The sequence below is a fragment of the Rhizobium sp. CB3090 genome (genome assembly GCF_029714285.1).
GTDB lineage: Bacteria > Pseudomonadota > Alphaproteobacteria > Rhizobiales > Rhizobiaceae > Rhizobium.
In genome coordinates this window covers 1,456,951-1,473,874 of the sequence record NZ_CP121663.1, presented here as the reverse complement: position 1 = coordinate 1,473,874, position 16,924 = coordinate 1,456,951, and the positions used below count along the sequence as shown (strand labels likewise).

Annotated in this window: 13 protein-coding genes; 9 read left to right on the top strand and 4 right to left on the bottom strand. The window is 57.2% G+C overall.

Translation table 11 applies throughout. The features are described 5' to 3' along the window. Positions 1-8 precede the first annotated feature (8 nt). Entirely contained in the window at positions 9-944 is a 936-nt protein-coding gene (locus QA646_RS25570) for a sugar ABC transporter permease (protein WP_283059528.1), read from the top strand. Between the two features lie 15 nt (positions 945-959). Further along, a complete protein-coding gene (locus QA646_RS25565; protein ID WP_283059527.1) occupies positions 960-1,859 on the top strand; it encodes a carbohydrate ABC transporter permease in 900 nt (299 codons plus the stop codon). A gap of 370 nt (positions 1,860-2,229) precedes the next feature. Here the strand turns inward: QA646_RS25565 and ugpC are convergent, their stop codons facing one another. After that, positions 2,230-3,297, bottom strand: coding sequence for a sn-glycerol-3-phosphate ABC transporter ATP-binding protein UgpC (gene ugpC, locus QA646_RS25560; RefSeq protein ID WP_283059526.1), 1,068 nt, complete (start codon positions 3,295-3,297; stop codon positions 2,230-2,232). 355 nt (positions 3,298-3,652) lie between these two features. On the opposite strand from ugpC, the gene QA646_RS25555 reads away from it, so the two are divergent. From QA646_RS25555 to QA646_RS25530, 6 genes are all read left to right on the top strand, one after another. Further along, positions 3,653-5,293, top strand: coding sequence for an extracellular solute-binding protein (locus QA646_RS25555; RefSeq protein ID WP_283059525.1), 1,641 nt, complete (start codon positions 3,653-3,655; stop codon positions 5,291-5,293). Positions 5,294-5,366: 73 nt separating this feature from the next. Beyond that, complete coding sequence (locus tag QA646_RS25550; protein WP_283059524.1) at positions 5,367-6,485, top strand: sugar ABC transporter permease; 1,119 nt, start codon at positions 5,367-5,369, stop codon at positions 6,483-6,485. Continuing rightward, positions 6,485-7,396: a carbohydrate ABC transporter permease gene (locus QA646_RS25545; protein ID WP_283059523.1), complete on the top strand. Its 912-nt coding sequence runs from the start codon at positions 6,485-6,487 to the stop codon at positions 7,394-7,396. The genes QA646_RS25550 and QA646_RS25545 overlap by 1 nt, the downstream gene beginning before the upstream one ends. Positions 7,397-7,413: 17 nt before the next feature. Next, on the top strand, positions 7,414-8,454 hold the full coding sequence (locus QA646_RS25540; RefSeq protein ID WP_283059522.1) for a LacI family DNA-binding transcriptional regulator: 1,041 nt from the start codon (positions 7,414-7,416) through the stop codon (positions 8,452-8,454). Positions 8,455-8,498: 44 nt separating this feature from the next. Next, on the top strand, positions 8,499-8,957 hold the full coding sequence (locus QA646_RS25535) for an RbsD/FucU domain-containing protein (RefSeq protein WP_283059521.1): 459 nt from the start codon (positions 8,499-8,501) through the stop codon (positions 8,955-8,957). Next, complete coding sequence (locus QA646_RS25530; protein ID WP_283059520.1) at positions 8,954-9,883, top strand: ribokinase; 930 nt, start codon at positions 8,954-8,956, stop codon at positions 9,881-9,883. Before QA646_RS25535 ends, QA646_RS25530 begins: the two co-directional genes overlap by 4 nt. 150 nt (positions 9,884-10,033) lie before the next feature. Here the strand turns inward: QA646_RS25530 and QA646_RS25525 are convergent, their stop codons facing one another. Then, positions 10,034-11,323 carry a pilus assembly protein TadG-related protein gene (locus tag QA646_RS25525; RefSeq protein WP_283059519.1) on the bottom strand — a complete coding sequence of 430 codons (1,290 nt, stop codon included), beginning with the start codon at positions 11,321-11,323 and terminating at the stop codon, positions 10,034-10,036. Between the two features lie 176 nt (positions 11,324-11,499). After that, on the bottom strand, positions 11,500-13,386 hold the full coding sequence (locus QA646_RS25520; RefSeq protein WP_283060562.1) for a GGDEF and EAL domain-containing protein: 1,887 nt from the start codon (positions 13,384-13,386) through the stop codon (positions 11,500-11,502). Positions 13,387-13,685: 299 nt separating this feature from the next. Here QA646_RS25520 and QA646_RS25515 point away from each other — a divergent pair, with 299 nt between their 5' ends. Beyond that, the gene (locus tag QA646_RS25515; protein ID WP_283059518.1) at positions 13,686-14,723 is read left to right on the top strand and encodes a class I SAM-dependent methyltransferase; all 1,038 of its coding nucleotides are present in this window, start codon (positions 13,686-13,688) and stop codon (positions 14,721-14,723) included. Between the two features lie 57 nt (positions 14,724-14,780). Here the strand turns inward: QA646_RS25515 and QA646_RS25510 are convergent, their stop codons facing one another. Beyond that, positions 14,781-16,904, bottom strand: a complete 2,124-nt coding sequence (locus QA646_RS25510; protein ID WP_283059517.1) for a carboxy terminal-processing peptidase — start codon at positions 16,902-16,904, stop codon at positions 14,781-14,783. Positions 16,905-16,924 lie beyond the last annotated feature (20 nt).

Here is a 16,924-nt window from a genome sequence, read left to right as displayed (position 1 = left end):
ATAATGCCATGTCGACCGTGACATCCGGCGATACGACGCGCAGCCCGATCAGATCGCTCATGCAGAACAACAATATGCTCGGCTTCCTCTTCATGTTGCCGGCAGCCATCTTTCTGGTTTGTTTTCTCACCTACCCGCTGGGACTTGGGGTCTGGCTCGGCTTCACGGACACGCGGATCGGGCGCGCCGGCAGCTTTATCGGATTGGAGAATTATCAGTTCCTGGCCAATGACTCCGTCTTCTGGCTGTCCGTCTTCAATACGTTGCTCTACACCTTCGTTGCTTCAGTCCTGAAATTCGTGCTCGGCCTTTGGTTGGCGCTGCTGCTCAATCAGCATTTGCCATTCAAATCCTTCTTCCGGGCAATCGTGCTTCTGCCTTGGGTTGTTCCGACGGTGCTTTCGGGATTGGCATTCTGGTGGATCTACGATTCCCAATTTTCGATTATCTCATGGTCCCTGATGAAGATCGGCCTGATCCATGGGCCGATCAATTTCCTCGGCGATCCGACCAACGCGCGGATCTCGGTCATCATCGCCAATGTCTGGCGCGGCATTCCCTTCGTTGCGATTTCGCTCCTTGCCGGCCTGCAGACGATCCCTGCTTCGCTGCAGGAGACGGCATCCCTTGACGGTGCCACAAGTTGGCAGCGCTTCCGTTATGTAACGCTGCCGATGTTGACGCCGATCATCGCCGTGGTGATGACGTTTTCCGTGCTGTTCACCTTCACGGATTTCCAGTTGATCTATGTGCTGACCAAAGGCGGACCGGTCAACGCGACGCATCTGATGGCGACGCTTTCCTTTCAGCGTGGGATCCCCGGCGGTCAGCTCGGCGAGGGTGCGGCGATCGCGGTGGCGATGATCCCGTTCCTGCTCGGCGCCATCATGTTCAGCTTTTTCGGTCTGCAGCGCCGCAAATGGCAGCAGGGCGGACAGGACTGAGATCGGGAGAACGCCATGACCATCAAAACCGAGACTGCCAATCCCGTTCTTACCGACGACGTCCAGGGCATGGGCTATCTGAACCGCCTGCCTCGCCGTATCGTCATGCTCTATCTGCCGATGGCGGTCTTCGTCTTCGTGCTTCTGTTTCCCTTCTATTGGATGGCCATAACGGCCATCAAGCCGAACGCACAGTTGACCGACTACAATAATTACAGCCCCTTCTGGGTTGTGAGGCCGACGCTCGATCACATCAAGTACCTGTTCTTCGAAACCTCCTATCCAGGTTGGCTGTGGAATACGATACTAGTGGCGGTGGGATCGACGGCGCTGTCGCTGCTGGCGTCGATTTTTGGTGCCTATGCCATCGAGCGCGTGCGCTTTACGGGCTCGCGTCCGATCGGATTGCTGATTTTTCTGGCCTACCTCGTTCCGCCTTCGATCCTTTTCATCCCCTTGGCCTTCATTGTCTTCAAGCTTGGAATTTACGATTCCAGGCTAGCCCTCATCTTCACCTATCCAACCTTCCTCATCCCATTCTGCACATGGCTGTTGATGGGCTATTTCCGGTCGATACCCTTCGAGCTGGAAGAAAGCGCGCTGGTCGATGGCGCCAACCGCTGGCAGATACTGATGAAGATCATTCTGCCGCTAGCGGTGCCCGGGCTGATATCGGCCGGCATTTTCGCCTTCACGCTTTCCTGGAACGAGTTCATCTACGCGCTCACCTTCATTCAATCGTCGGAAAATAAAACCATTCCGGTAGGAGTTTTGACGGAGTTGGTGCGCGGCGATGTCTTCGAATGGGGATCGCTAATGGCGGGCGCCCTATTCGGTTCATTACCCGTCGTCATCCTCTACTCGTTCTTCGTCGACTACTATGTTTCGTCGATGACCGGTGCCGTGAAAGAGTGATGAATTCCTTGTCTTAGCGGCGTGAGCACATGAAGTTGGCTATGATGCCTTCCTTCTCGTGGAAGGTTCGGCTCTGCCTTGTGGGGCAAGACAGAGCCGGGAACCGAACAACGGCTCACTTAGCGCGCCCAAGTGTCGGGGAAAACTTGTCCGCTTTCTAATTTTATACTACCAAAGGCTGAATTTCTAGGTGCTAAATCACCTCGTTTGGCGCGGGCTTGCATACGGCCTGTTGCGGGCAAAACGAGACACTACAGGGACTGCAAAAACTCTGGGCTATTCGGCGACCTGCCTGAGGGAGAGATTCAGAAGGTTTGCCCCGTCGGGCGTAGCGCGGCGAGGCAAAACCACCAATCCGGAAGCCCAGAGCTCAATCGGGCCGCAACGTTTTGCCCGATGCCGCATCAAAAAGATGAAGCTTGCCTGGACGGGGGGCTATTGCGACGGCCTGTCCTGGCCCAAAATCGTGACGTTCCGAAAATACCGCGACGAGCTCGCCCGACCCATAGCGCAGGAACACCATCGTCTCATGGCCGGTGGGTTCGGTGACGTTGACGGTCGCCTGCAGGCCGCTTTCGGTGAGTGACACGTGTTCAGGCCGCACGCCCAGGAGCACAGACTGTCCGTCGGAGGCCTCCGGCGTGAAACCGAGCGCGATCTCGTCGCCGGTCTCCGTGACGAAGATTGCGCCGTCAGCCTTATACCGACCTTTCAGAAGATTCATTGACGGCGAGCCGATGAAGGTTGCCACGAACGTATTGCGGGGGCGGTCGTAAAGTTCCAGAGGCGTGCCGATCTGCTCGACATTACCGCCCTGCATCACCACGATCTTGTCGGCCATGGTCATGGCTTCGACCTGGTCATGGGTGACATAGATGGTCGTTGTCTTCAGCCGCTGGTGCAGCTCCTTGATCTCCTTGCGCATCTGTACGCGCAGCTTGGCATCAAGGTTCGACAGCGGTTCGTCGAACAGAAACACCTGCGGCGATCTGACGATAGCTCGGCCCATCGCCACGCGCTGCCGCTGGCCGCCCGAAAGCTGGCGCGGATAACGATCCAGATAAGGCACAAGGTCGAGTGTTTCGGCCGCGGCTTGCAGGCGCTGTTTGATGATGTCGGCCGGTTGCTTCTGCAGGCGCAGCGCAAAGACCATATTTTCGGCGACGGTCTTGTGCGGATAGAGCGCATAGCTCTGGAAGACCATCGCGATATCGCGATCTTTCGGCGGCAGATTGTTGACGATCTTTCCGCCGATCGAAATGGTGCCCCCCGTGATGCTTTCAAGCCCTGCGACCATGCGCAACAGGGTCGACTTGCCGCAACCGGACGGGCCGACGAGCACCACAAACTCGCCGTCGCGAATTTCTATATTTATGCCATGCAGGACATTCAGGCCACCGTAGGCCTTCCGCGCCCCTGAAATATTGACCTCAGCCATCTCGCTCCCACTTGCTTTCCGGCGACCCTTTTCTGCAGGAATAGTCGCGCAGTTTATGCATATCTTGCTGCGGATTTTTCGAGCATTCAGCCGCGCAAAACAGCCCAGCACCTTCGTTTCAAATGCACCCGGCAATCTCCTCCATGAAACGTTTCATTTCTTATTGACTTTTTACATTTGCCGTCTCATGCTCCAGGTGGAGACCGTGGAGGAGCGGTTTTCAAGCACGATATGAAACGTTTCATTTTCTTGCTTACCAGATAGTTCTGCACGAGGCCAGTGTTAAATGGGACTGGCGAAACCGGGGCCGCAAGACGGGCCGGCGGCAGCACAAACAAACGTGGAGGAGGATGACATGAAAGTCCAAATATACGACGCATTGATGCGCCGTCAGGCAAGTCGCCGCGATGTTTTGCGCGGTACGGCCAGCGCTGCGGCTCTGCTCGGCATGTCGAGCGCATTGAGCGGAATTCCCGGCATGGCTTTCGCCGCCGATGACGTGCGCGCCCAGATCCTGCAAATTCCGGGCGTAGGCAAGGGATCGCCGACGGACGCAGACTGGCAGAAGGTGGGCGAGCTCTGCCTCGGCCCGACCAAGGCCAATGTCAAGCAGGGCGAGTTCGCAGGTGTCGAGTTGACCTTTATGGGGCTCAACAACCAGAACCTCCACAACTTCCTGTTCCGCGGTTTCCTGAAGCCATGGGAAGCCTATACGGGCGCCAAGATCAACTGGATCGACCTTGCCCAGGCCGACTACAACGCCCGCCTTCAGCAATCGATCGCGACCGGCACGGTCGATTTCGACATCCTGGAAATGGGTGCGCCCTTCGAAGGCGACACCGCCGGACGCGGACTTCTGGACGAGATGCCCGGCTGGGTTGGAAAGCAGATCGAGTCCGACGACCTTGTGAGTTACCTGAAACCGCCTGTCGGCACCTGGAATGGCAAGACCTATCGAGTAACCATCGACGGCGATTGCCACACCTTCGCCTATCGCAAGGATTATTTCGGCGAAGGCTCGATCAGCGGCATGGCCAAGCCGCCGAAGACCTGGCAGGAAATCAACGAGGTTTCCAAAACGCTGATCGGCAAGAAAGACCCGCTCACCGGCCAGCCGGCTTACGGCTATCTCGACCCGCTCAAGGGTTGGGGCGGTTTCGGCTTCTATTTCATCGAGAACCGCGCGACGGCCTACACCAAATATCCGGGCGATCCGGCTTGGCTGTTCGATCCGGAAAATATGAAGCCACTGGTCAATAACCCCGGATGGGTCCAGGCGATCCAAGATGTCCTGGATCTGATCGCGGCCAAGGCCTATCCGGCCGACCAGATCAATGCGGATCCCGGCACCACGGCCTTCTCGCAGTTCCTCGCAGGCACCGGCTCGATGCTGATGTGGTGGGGCGATGTCGGCTCTAGCGCGCGCACTTCGGACACATCAGTCGTAGGGGATGTGGTCGGCTTCGGCATCAACCGCGGCTCGAACCGCGTCTACAACCGCAAGACCGGGAAGTGGGAAGACAAATATAACGAAGCGCCGAATATGGCCTATCTCGGCTGGGGCATCTATGTCACCAAGCGCGTGTCCAGCGACGAAAAGAAGCGCAAGGCGGCCTGGTCTGCTGCCGCCCATCTTGGCGGCAAGGATCTGTCCCTGTGGACTTCGGCTTATCCCTCCGGCTTCCAGCCCTACCGTCAGTCCAACTTCAACTATGACGAATGGGAAAAGGCAGGCTACGACCGCGCCTATATCCAGGACTATCTGGGTTCGAACGCCGACAGCTACAACCACCCGAACGCCGCCATCGAACCACGTATCCCCGGCATCTTCCAATATTACTCTGTTGCCGAGGACGAACTGGCAAAGGGCTATGCCGGACAGTACAAGTCGGCCCAGGAAACCGCGGATGCAATTGCCGCCGCCTGGGAAAAGATCACCGACCAGATCGGCCGCGATAGTCAGTTGAAACTCTATCGGACGAGCCTTGGGCTCTGACCGGTTGAAATAAACGCGCTGGCGAACCGGAAGCGATTTCGCCAGCGCCCATTCTGTCCGGGCGAGGAATATCATGTCGACAGTCGAAGGCGACCTGCTCCACACGGTCGAAGCCGGCTCCATCTCCGCGAGCCGTCGTTTCTGGGGCCGCACGGCTCTGTGGCTCAGCGCCATATGGTTCATAGCGTCGTTTGTATTGCAGGCTTTCCACGAATTGGGCTGGGTCAGTTGGGGATTCGAGAACTGGCGGCCGGTTCTTTATGCCTATTTTCTCTGGGCGGCAGTTCTTTGCATCACGCGCGTCGTCATTTACGGCGAGACAGGCAAGAAGGCGCTTTTTGTTTTGCCGGCCGCGCTTTTCGTCGTGTCGATGGTCGTGTTCCCGCTGCTTTTCGCGCTTTGGATCGGCTTTTCTGACTGGAACCTTGCCTCATCGACCGGGCGGCGCTTCAATGGGCTCGATAATGTGCGCCGGATGATCTCGGATCCGTTCTATGTCAACGCCCTGCTGAACATGATCCTTTATTGCCTGGCGATTGCGGTCGAATATGCGATCGCGTTCGGCCTGGCGCTGCTCCTCAATCAGGAAATCGTTGCCCGCAAGTTCTGGCGTGTAACCTTCCTCGTGCCGTTGATGCTGTCGCCGGTAGCGGTGAGCTGGATGGTCGGCAAGTCGATGCTGGAGACCCGTTTCGGCCCGGTCGCGCGTTTTGCCCGCTGGCTCGGCTGGGAAAATCCTTCCTTCTTCGGCGATCCGCTGACGGCGAGGCTTTCGATCATCATAATGGATGCCTGGACCTTCATTCCCTTCATGATGATCATGCTGCTCGCCGGATTGCAGGCCTTGTCCAGGGAAGTGCTGGAGGCGGCCGAAGTTGATGGCGCAACAAAGTGGCAACGCTTCTGGCAAGTCATTTTTCCGCTCATGCTGCCGGTTTCGGTGACGACGGTGATGATCCGCATAATCTTCAAGTTGAAGCTTGCCGATATCATCATCACGGTGACTGCCGGAGGTCCCGGCGGGGCGACGGATTCCGTCACCAGTTTCATTTATCGCGAATACCGCGACCGTTCGAATGTCGGATACGGCACCCTACTCGCGCTCGTCTACCTCGTGATCATTGTTTTCGGAATGACGGTGCTGATGAAGATTTCCGACCGTATCGTGAAGCGCATGACAGGAAGGCTCTGATGGGTTCGATCGATTTCGACAAATTCGCCCGCGGCCAGCGCATTCGCTGGTGGGCCATGCGTTTCGCCGTCTACGGCCTGCTCGTCATCTGGGCGTTCGTCTGCATCTTCCCGCTGTTCTGGACGGTTTCGACCTCGTTCAAGACCGCCGCAGATGTCATGAAGGGCAATCTCGTTCCCTGGTTCAATTTTTCCCCGAGCTGGCTCGGCTGGCGCTCGCTCGGGCTTTCCCCTGACACGATTTTCCAAATATCGACGGTGCGTGACGAGTTTATGCGCAGGCTGTGGAACAGCGTCATCATTTCGGTCACGGCATCCGCCCTTGCGGTCGTGCTCGGATCGCTGGCGGCCTATGGCCTCAGCCGTTTTTCCTACAAGTTCGGTTATATGCGCAACTCCGACATTTCCTTTTTCTTCCTGTCGCAGCTCATTATGCCACCGGTGGTCCTCGCCCTCCCATTCCTGGTTCTCTATAAGGAACTGGCGCTGCTTGATACCTATGCGGGCATGATCGCCGTCTATACGTTGATGGTTTTGCCGATCGTCGTCTGGATCATGCGCGACCAGTTCGCGACCGTGCCGGTCGAGCTCGAGGAGGCAGCACTCGTCGATGGCCTGTCGATCTGGGGCGCGTTTGGCCGCATCATCGTGCCGCTGGTCCTGCCCGGCATGGTGGCAGCGTTCCTCCTGGCGCTGATCCTGTGCTGGAACGAATACTTCTTCGCAGCACTGCTGACCTCCACCAATACCAATACGCTGCCGGTGATGATTGCCAGCCAGACAGGCAGTCAGGGCATCAACTGGTGGTCGATGGCCGCCCTTTCCACCGCCGGTATCCTTCCGCTGGTCTTTGTTGGCGTCGTGCTGGAAAAGCACATCATCGCCGGCATGACCGCGGGCGCGGTAAAGTAGCTGCGGGATATTTGAAAATGTCAAAGATGCCCACAGTCAAGGATGTGGCCGAATATGCGGGCGTGTCCGTGGGCACCGTTTCGCGCGTGCTGTCGGGCGAAGCCGCGGTCAAACCCGTGCTGCGCGAAAAGGTCAATGGCGCCATTTCTGCGCTCGGTTACCGCCCGAACGTGACGGCGAGAGCCCTGCGCACCAGTAGAACGGATGTCATCGGCCTGATCGTTCCCGACATCACCAACCCTTTCTTTGCGCAGCTTGCGGCAAGCGTCGAGCGTGCGGCCCTCGAATGCGGGCATAGCCTCATGCTGGCAAGCTCGCATGAGGATCGCGAGGCGGAGCGGAGCCACGTTTCTGCGTTTCTCGACCGGTCGGTGCGCGGCATTATCGTGGTGGCTTCGAGCGACAGTCCTGGCCTCCACCTGGAAGCATCGGTCCCCGTCATATCGCTGGATCGGCGCTTCGGCACCTTTCCCCTGGTGTCGACCAACCATGCGCAGGCGGCTGCGCTGATAGCGGACCATCTTTATCAGCTCGGGCATCGCCGCATCGCCTATATTGCCGGGCCGGCCGACACCGAGGCGGGGCGCATGCGCAAGGAGGGATTCGTCAGCCAGATCAACTGGTACGGCAAGACCGGCGAACCCGTCGAACTGGAAATTGCCCACGGCAAATTCGACTACGAATCCGGTGAAAGAATTGCCCGCGAGCTGCTTTCACGCCCGCCGCATGATCGGCCCACCGCGATTGCGGCGGCTAGCGACCAGCAGGCCATTGGCGCTCTGCGCGCTGCGCGCGATCTCAAGATCGATGTGCCGCGAAAGCTTTCGGTGACGGGTTTCGACGACATTTCCCTTGCCAATCTCGTCGTGCCGCGGCTGACAACCATACGCCAGCCGGCAGACATGCTGGCGCGGCGCGCGGTCAGCCTTCTCCTCGATGAGTCATTGGTCACGCGAGACGAGATGATTGACGCATCGCTGATTATCCGCAGTTCGACCGGCCCGTGCTTGCGCGCCAAGGCCAATATGGCCGGACATACAACCGAACATACGAATTGAAGCAAGGCCGGCGCTCTGGCCGCCAGAAAGGGATAGAAAGATCCATGCTCAAGGGTATCCGAGCCGAACTCAGCGGCGACATTCTTCAAGCGCTTTGCGATATGGGACACGGTGACTCTCTAGTCATTTCCGACAGAAACTTTCCATCGGATTCGATAGCTCGCCAGACCCGCCTGGGCAGGCTGCTGACCATGGAAAACATTCCCGCACCGCAGGCGATCGACGCAATTCTCTCCGTCTTCCCGCTGGACACGCCGATCCAGCCTTCGGCGGGTCGCATGGAAGTGATTGGCAAGCCGAATGAAATTCCGCCGATTCAACAGGAAGTCCAAGCCATTGTCGACCGCGCCGAAGGTAAGCCTTCGCCCATGTATTCGGTCGAAAGGATGGCCTTCTATGACATCGCCGCGAAGGCCTATTGTGTCATCGCAACGGGCGAACTGCGGTTCTATGGATGCTTCCTTCTGACCAAAGGTGTCATTCCGATGGAGGACGTCAGATGAGCGAGAAAAGCGGAATAGTCATTCTGGGCATTTTTGCCGCAGATACCGCCTATAAGGCCAAGCGCATGCCTCATATTGCCGAGACTTTGATGGGCTCGGGTTTCACGCTCGGGCCGGGAGGCAAGGGTTCCAACCAGGCGATCGCCGCGGCCAAGGCCGGCGGCAAGGTGACTTTCATCTCGCGGATTGGCAACGACCCGTTCGGCGAGATGGCCCTTGCGGCCTATGCGGCGGCAGGCGTCAAAGCCAATGTGATGAAGATGGAAGGCGTTTCCACAGGCGCCGCCTTCATCTTCGTCGACGAAGTGAGCGGCGACAACGCTATTATCGTTGCGCCGGGCGCGGCAGGCCTTATCGGCGTCGAAGATGTCGATGCGAACCGGGCGGAAATTGAAAGCGCCGCCATTTTCATGACCCAGCTCGAACAGCCGCTCGAGGCGGCCATACGCGGGCTATCGATAGCGAAAAATGCAGGGGCTACGACGATTTTCAACCCAGCGCCCGCCCACGCCATTCCAGACAGCGTCTACGGCTTGTGCGATTTCGTTGTGCCCAATGAGGTGGAAGCAGCCGAACTGGTGGGCCACGCGATCGAAACCGACGAACAGGCCCGCGCGGCGGGTATCATCCTGCTGAATAGAGGAGCCCGTGCGGCGATTATCACGCTCGGGGCACGCGGCGCGCTCTATCACACGGCCGGGCAGAGCGAATTCATATCGGCATTTTCGGCGGGCAATGTCGTTGACACAACCGGGGCCGGGGACGCCTTTCTGGGCGGCTTCGCCACGGCGATTTCCGAAGGATGTGCGCCCGTCGAGGCCATTCGTTTCGGCTGCGCGACCGCGGCTATTGCCGTGACGCGGCCAGGCACGGCCCCCGCCATGCCGTCGCGCGCCGAGATCGATGCCTTGCTGCGTTCCTCATGATTGAACAACGACTGGTCGTCGAGGACGTTCGCCGCCAGCATTGCACCTTCCAGTGTGGCGAGAACCCGAACGGCGACGCTCCCGTTGAGCCGACCCATCTTTGTTTGAATCCGTCCTCATTTGCGTCATCGTTAGAAACCGCGCGAAATCTCAGCTCGTCAAGCGAGGGCTTCTGATGATCTTGAGGAAGAGTGCATTCATGGCGTCGGTGATGCCTTGTGTAGGATTGACCTCGAAATACAGGCCAGGCGATGCGCAGCTTTGCAGGCGTGTCGGGATTTGCGATTGGAAGGGAGCGATCCAGGTATTGTACCAGTTGTTTGCCGGCAACGGCAGGTAGGTCGTGTAGAGAATGGCGATCTTGACGTTCTGATCCTTCAGCGGCTGGCAGAAGGAGGTGTCGATCGGCTCCTGGCATCGAGTGCCGGTCAAGGGTTTCGTGCAGGTGTATGGCTTTTTGCTGTCACCAACCCCATCCGTCACGAAGAAGAGAACCTTTTCGCGATCTGTGCTGCTGGTGCCGCCGCCACCCGTGCCCATGTTCGTCTTCATCTGGGTAAGCGCGTTGTCGAAACTCGTCGTCTGGTCGTTGTTGTAGCCTTGGTAGGGAATGGTCATGAGATCGACGGCGTCGGTATAACTCTTGACCTGCGTCATGTCGGACGACAGGCCGGATACCGTCGTTAGCTGTGCGCTCTCCGCCTGCGTGCCGAAGGTGTAGACGGCCATCCTATATTGATCGGGCGTCGAACGGCTGGTGGTCGCGGTCTCCGTCAGCTTCTGTGTCGCCTGGCGCACCACGTCGATGCGCATGCTCACTCCGAGTTTCTTCGCCAGATTATAATAGTTGTTGGTCGTATCCATGTTGTGGCAGGCGAAGGCGCACTTGTCGCTGGTATTCGCCTGCATCTTCGCGATGTCGGTCGATGTTGCTCCCACGCCCATGGAGGGTGTGTTGTCGAGCAGCATGTAGAAATCGATGAAGCTGGCGGTCTGGTATTGCGCAGAGGCCGATCCGGCGATCGGAATCGAAGAGTCGCCAAGGATCTGCAGAAACGACGTTGGAACAGTCGCGTGGAAAGTGATGTTTGACGTTACGACATTGGCAGTCTTCGTCACCGAGATATCGACATTGACAGGAACATTCTTCCAGTCGCTTGCGAGTTGACCGAAGAAGAGCTTCCGCGCCTCATCCTGCCCGATTGTCACCACGCCGTCTCCAGACATGGCCATGGCCGCCGCTACGCCGCTGGAGGATTCCGAGATCGCTCCGAGCGCCGCAGCATTGGCAGCTTCATAGAGCTGGCTGCGCAAGCTGAGCGCATTCGAAAAGTCGACCGCCAAGCCAGCCGCGCCGATCAAAGGCACGGCGAGGAGCGCGGTGATCATGCCGAAATTGCCGGATTTGCTCCGTACGAAGCGAAGAAGTGTGTGAAACATCTTATAAACCACCAGGGCTGGCGACGCAGTTCATTCGCGCTCGATCCGCCCTCATGGCAGTTTCCAGACTGTATATCGCTAAATTATAAAACCGTGTTTAAGGCGCACGATTAAGAAAGAATGAATCAACAACATCGCACGGCCAGACCGGCTCATCGACCAGTTGCTGAGAGGCACTATGCGCTTGCCGCCAATAAATCGGCAGTCACCGGTCTGCCCAGATGAAACCCTTGAACGCGGTCAATACTGAGGCTCTGGAGTACGGACATCTGGGCCTCCGTCTCCACACCTTCCACCAGAATGGTGTTTCCCCGGTTGCGGATGAGAGCGACCATGTCTTGCAACATGGTCAGTCCACGCTGGTCCGAACAATCATGCAGGAAGGTTCGGTCAACCTTGACGGTGTCGAACTCGATTGCCCGGAGCCACGACAATCCCGCGTAGCCAGAGCCGAAGTCATCCAACCAAATCTCGACGCCGAGCGCCTGGAGATCGGCGATGCACTGCAGCACCTCGGGTTGCATCTCCATGTCCAGACCTTCCGTGACCTCCAACGCAAGCCTGGACCCGGATACCCCCGTTTCTTCCAGGATGGCTGCAACGCTCATGGCGAAACCCGGAGATCTTAGCTGTACCGGCGACACATTCACGCTTACGGTGGTCATACGGTCTGATGCCAGAATGTCCTGACATGCCGTCTTGATCGCCCAGCGACCCAATTCGATAATGGACCCAGTCCGTTCGGCGATGGGAATGAAGACGCTCGGCGGCACGGAGCTTCCATCGGGCAGGCGCAGTCTCATCAAGGCCTCGACAGCTTTCATCTGGCCGTCTCTAAGATCGAATATCGGTTGATAGACCAGCGATACCAGTCCCCGATCGATGGCTGCCGCCAGCAGCGGCACCAATTTTCCGGCGTCCTCGTTCGGACGCCGCAATGTCGGATCAAATGTTCGAACGCAGTTGCGGCCAGAGGCCTTGGCACTGTAGAGCGCAAGGTCGGCCTCACGCACAAGCCATTCCACCTTTGCCCCCGATCGCGCGCTGACAAAAGCGAGACCGATACTCACCGTTACGAATTGTATGTCGTCCGGCCGCTCTTCATGGCGGATGGCGAGCGTCTCTACTTCGTGTCGAATTTTGCCCGCCATGTCGGTAGCCTCATCCTGCGTCTGCAGAGGCATGACAACGATGAACTCCTCGCCGCCATACCGGCCGATGATGCCTCCATGGCGCTCAACCAGTTTTTGAAGCGTCGCGGCAATAATGGTCAGGCATCGGTCGCCTTCCTGATGGCCGTACCGATCGTTGAAACGCTTGAAGAAGTCGACGTCGATCAGGGTAACAGAAAATTCACGGCCTTCATTTTTCCAGGCGCTCCAACATTCGTCCAGCCTCCGATCGATCGCGCGCCTGTTCTCGATGCCTGTCAGGTAATCGGTATGCGAAAGACGCAACAATGCCTTTCCGCGTTCCGTCGCCTCCCAATGCTGGTGGCGAGCTTCCACCGCATTCAGGAAAACATTGTAACGCTCGACATTCAGACGCCAGTTCACGAACGAGGTGAATACAAAGCACGAGACGTAGAATAGTCCAAAGGCGAGTTGGTAAGCCGGTGTCGATGGAAAAAAGCCGTACAGCGCCACAAAAAACACGACCAATACGGTGCCGGATGTCAGGACAGACAGGCGAAACGAGAAGCTGAAGAACAGGTTCGCGCCCATCATGAAAATCGCGCCGAAGATCATGTAGTAGGACATGCTCATCGCGTATTTTGTGGCGATAGCCGGATAAAGCCAACCGACATACCCAGAGATCAGCGCCAAAGCACAGGTAATGTCCAGCCAAACGGTCTTCGCCTTCGCCAACCTCAACATTTCAAAGGCGACAAGCACAATGGCGCCGACGGCGAATCGCATGACAATTGTCAGCGGCGCGACGTCGGGAATGAGCCAGCTATCAGGCGCGGCAAAGGCGAGGTAAACGGCGACGGCCATCCACAAGCCTTTACGCGCCCATTCCCGACGAACGGCATCATTTTCCGATGCGTAGTCTGCTTTCATCTCCAAAGCGGAGCCATGGTGATCTTCTGTCGCCACAACGCTGTCTGCATCCGGAAAAGTGGCCCTTGCGGGCGCTGCGGACGCGATCTGCTCTGAAGATGATTGGTCATAGAACATGCGGCGACGCCCCCCTCGAGCATTGCTGCCGATAAACGTGAGTTCACCGATTTCAAGATCTTGTCCGTGATGGCCACGAAATTTAGCTCGTACTGCTAGAAATACCCTCTTGACGTGCAAAATCCAATCGCGTTCTGTCGTCTACATATTTATGCTTAACATTGCGTGGACGGAGTTCATTTATGGCACAAGGCTTTAAGTTCGACGGTGAGAGTCTCATAGCACCGGGTCAAGCTTTTCAACCCACAGAACCAGACTATCTTCCATCCTCTGATCAGATGATAACCGCGAAGGCGGAGCTTGCTCTTACGCTCGATTTATCGCTTCGACAGTTTCGATCCGAAGTGAATCCCAATGTGATTATCAGCCGACTATCGCAAGCGTTGCATCTGATTCGCCGTCGATTTCACGCCAGCATATGGAATGAGATCGTCTTCCTTGCCCAGAACCATCCTGTCGCTCATTTTCTGTTTCAGGATCCGTTCACGCGATGGTCGTTCGATAAACCGCGCGGCTATTCGGGTGACGCACATTTGCTCGACTTCATTTACGGTCATGCCAATGTCGACGGAGAAATCACTGCATCCACTGACCTCGGTAAAAGCATATATGAATACACCAGAAATGCTTCTTCATCCGTTGCGGTGAGAGAGCGCCGCGATATCCTGGCTCGACGGGTGGATGAGTACGCCAAGGATCGACCCGGCTCGGTCGAGGTTCTGGCGGTGGCGTCGGGACATCTTCGCGAAGCCGCGTTGTCATCTGCGCTTAGGGACAGAAAAATCAAACGCTGGATTGCGCTCGATCAGGATCCCGCGAGTGTGGAGACCGTTGCGCGCGATTTTGCCGGAACATGTATCGAGGCGGTGGGCGGTTCGGTGAAGAGCTTGCTTTCCAACAAGCATGCTCTCGGGCAATTCGATTACATCTATGCTGCAGGTCTCTACGATTATCTAACGTTTCCGGTTGCCGTCAGACTGACGCGCAAATGCATTGAAATGCTGAAGCCCGGCGGCTCCTTCCTGTTTGCGAATTTCTCGCAGGAAATCGAGGTGGACGGCTACATGGAAACGTTCATGAATTGGCCTCTCCTCCTGCGTTCGGAAAACGACATGCAAATGATTGCCGACGCGAGCACCGCCAACCTGGAAGCAAAAGTATCCGTCTGGTTTGGCGAGAACCGCAATATTCTTTATTGCGAAATCGCGAAGGCGGAGTGACTCGCTGGTCCTCCGCGCCTTTCGCTACTCAATATGTCGGGTGTGCCATCCGAGAAATTACTGGTTTCCGTCAACGTTCCCCGATCGCTGTATGGCAATCTTCGGCACATCTTTCTGCAGGTCTGCCTCATCGGCAAGAATGGAGGCCGCCTCGTTCAGCAAGACGTCCTTGACGTTCTTGCGGGCATTTTCAATGGCAATATCAGCACTCAGGCTACGCTCGTCTGCCTGCAGGCCATCGTCGTTGCCAGCATTGACACCATCGTTGATTTGGTCGCCCGCCTTGTGACGACTTGCTTGAGCAGCCAGTTCATTGCGACGTTCGGTTTCATTGAGGGAGACAACCCGCTTCTCGCGCTGCGCCTTCAGTTCTGTAACGTCTTCTGCAAAGCGTTGGAAATCCTGATTGTTCTTCACTCGAGCATCGTGGCGGCTTTGTAGCTGCGGCAGGAGCGCCTTTATGTCCCCTGAAGGCTTGTAGTTCGCGGGCTTGACCTGGGTCCACGGCAAGGCATTGTCGTAGCTTGCCTCACCGAAGGTCGTCAGATCTGAAAGGCCCGGCAAGCTGATATCGGGCGTGACGCCCCGCAATTGCGTCGTGCCGCCATCGATACGGAAAAACTGGGCGACCGTCACTTTCAGCTCGCCGAATTTCGGTTTGAGATTATGAGCCACCTGATCGAGATTGACCACGGTTTGCACCGTGCCCTTGCCGAAGCTCGGCTCGCCGACGATCACGCCTCGGCCATAATCCTGTATCGCCGCGGCAAAGATCTCCGACGCCGACGCCGAGCCGCGATTGATCAGCACGCTAACCGGGCCGGTCCAGGCGGGCGTGGAGAGATCATCTTTCTCTACCTCGACTTCACCGTCAGCATTGCGCTGCTGGACGACCGGACCCTTGCCGACAAACAGGCCCGTCAGGTCGATCGCTTCGGACAATGACCCGCCGCCATTGTCACGCAGGTCGATCAGAACCCCGTCGACCTTGTCTTGCTTCAGTTCACCGAGGAGTTTGGCGACATCGCGGCTCGCGCTTTTGTAATCCTTGTCGCCTTTCCGCCGCGCTTCAAAGTCTTCATAGAAGGCGGGTAAGGTGATTACTCCAATCTTGCGCGTGGCATCGCCATCCTTTACCGGCAGGATCGTCTTTTTGGCGGCCTGTTTGTCTAGGCTGATCTTGTCTCGAACCAGGCTGATGACGTGGTGCTTGCCATCCGGCCCAGCATCCGCCGGCAAGATGTCCAGGCGCACAACGGAACCCTTTGCGCCGCGTATCATCTGCACGATTTCGTCGAGGCGTGTACCGACCACTTCCTTTATTGGGCCGTTCTCGCCTTGACCGACGCCGATAATGCGGTCCCCGACGGCAAGCTTGCCGGACAATTGTGCCGGGCCGCCGGCCACGAGCTCGCGGATCGCTGTGTAGTCATCTCTTTCCTGTAATACCGCACCGATACCAACCAGCGAAAGCTTCATTGAAATATCGAATTCAGCCGAAGCGGCCGCACCGAAATAGTCGGTATGGGGGTCGATCGAGCGAGTATAAGCGTCCATGAACGTCTGGAAGACGTCGTCGCTCTTGTACTTATAGGCACGCTGCAGTGAATTTTGATAACGCTTGTCGAGCGTGTCGCGAATGCCGGCATCGTCTTTACCGGCAAGCTTCAAACGCAGCCAATCGCTCTTGACGCGCTTGCGCCACAAGTCGTTGCTTTCCGCTTCGGATTGCGGCCAGGGCTCCTTGTCGCGGATGAGCGGATAGTCTTCCTGGACGCTGAAGTCGAATTTCTGGTTGAGCAGGCTGCGGGCATAGCTCATGCGGTCAACCACCCGCTGCTCATAAACGTTGAAAATCGAGAATGGGATCTGCAAGTCTTCATGATTGATGGCGTCGTCAATCTTGGCGCTGTCAGCCATGAACTTATCGATATCCGCCTGCAGGAAGAGGACACGATCCGGATCCAGAGATTTGATGAACCGGTCCATGATCTTGGCCGATAAGGCATCATCAAGCGGAACGGGCTTATAGTGGAAGCGCGTGAGAAATTCCGCGCTCAGATGAGCGGCCTGCGCTTGTTGCTGCAGCGGCGCCAAAACTGGTGGTGAACCGGTTTCCAGAGCATATGCCGACGGAGCAATTGCCAGGAATGCAAACAGGAAACCGCATTTTATACGCATTAAGCTTCGATCCAATTCTC

What these genes read in the sequence shown, in the direction of transcription:
- QA646_RS25570 (WP_283059528.1), top strand. Translation starts at nt 9, where the DNA reads ATGTCGACCGTGACATCCGGCGATACGACGCGCAGCCCGATCAGATCG.
- QA646_RS25565 (WP_283059527.1), top strand. Translation starts at nt 960, where the DNA reads ATGACCATCAAAACCGAGACTGCCAATCCCGTTCTTACCGACGACGTC.
- ugpC (WP_283059526.1), bottom strand. Translation starts at nt 3,297, where the DNA reads ATGGCTGAGGTCAATATTTCAGGGGCGCGGAAGGCCTACGGTGGCCTG.
- QA646_RS25555 (WP_283059525.1), top strand. Translation starts at nt 3,653, where the DNA reads ATGAAAGTCCAAATATACGACGCATTGATGCGCCGTCAGGCAAGTCGC.
- QA646_RS25550 (WP_283059524.1), top strand. Translation starts at nt 5,367, where the DNA reads ATGTCGACAGTCGAAGGCGACCTGCTCCACACGGTCGAAGCCGGCTCC.
- QA646_RS25545 (WP_283059523.1), top strand. Translation starts at nt 6,485, where the DNA reads ATGGGTTCGATCGATTTCGACAAATTCGCCCGCGGCCAGCGCATTCGC.
- QA646_RS25540 (WP_283059522.1), top strand. Translation starts at nt 7,414, where the DNA reads ATGTCAAAGATGCCCACAGTCAAGGATGTGGCCGAATATGCGGGCGTG.
- QA646_RS25535 (WP_283059521.1), top strand. Translation starts at nt 8,499, where the DNA reads ATGCTCAAGGGTATCCGAGCCGAACTCAGCGGCGACATTCTTCAAGCG.
- QA646_RS25530 (WP_283059520.1), top strand. Translation starts at nt 8,954, where the DNA reads ATGAGCGAGAAAAGCGGAATAGTCATTCTGGGCATTTTTGCCGCAGAT.
- QA646_RS25525 (WP_283059519.1), bottom strand. Translation starts at nt 11,323, where the DNA reads ATGTTTCACACACTTCTTCGCTTCGTACGGAGCAAATCCGGCAATTTC.
- QA646_RS25520 (WP_283060562.1), bottom strand. Translation starts at nt 13,386, where the DNA reads ATGAAAGCAGACTACGCATCGGAAAATGATGCCGTTCGTCGGGAATGG.
- QA646_RS25515 (WP_283059518.1), top strand. Translation starts at nt 13,686, where the DNA reads ATGGCACAAGGCTTTAAGTTCGACGGTGAGAGTCTCATAGCACCGGGT.
- QA646_RS25510 (WP_283059517.1), bottom strand. Translation starts at nt 16,904, where the DNA reads ATGCGTATAAAATGCGGTTTCCTGTTTGCATTCCTGGCAATTGCTCCG.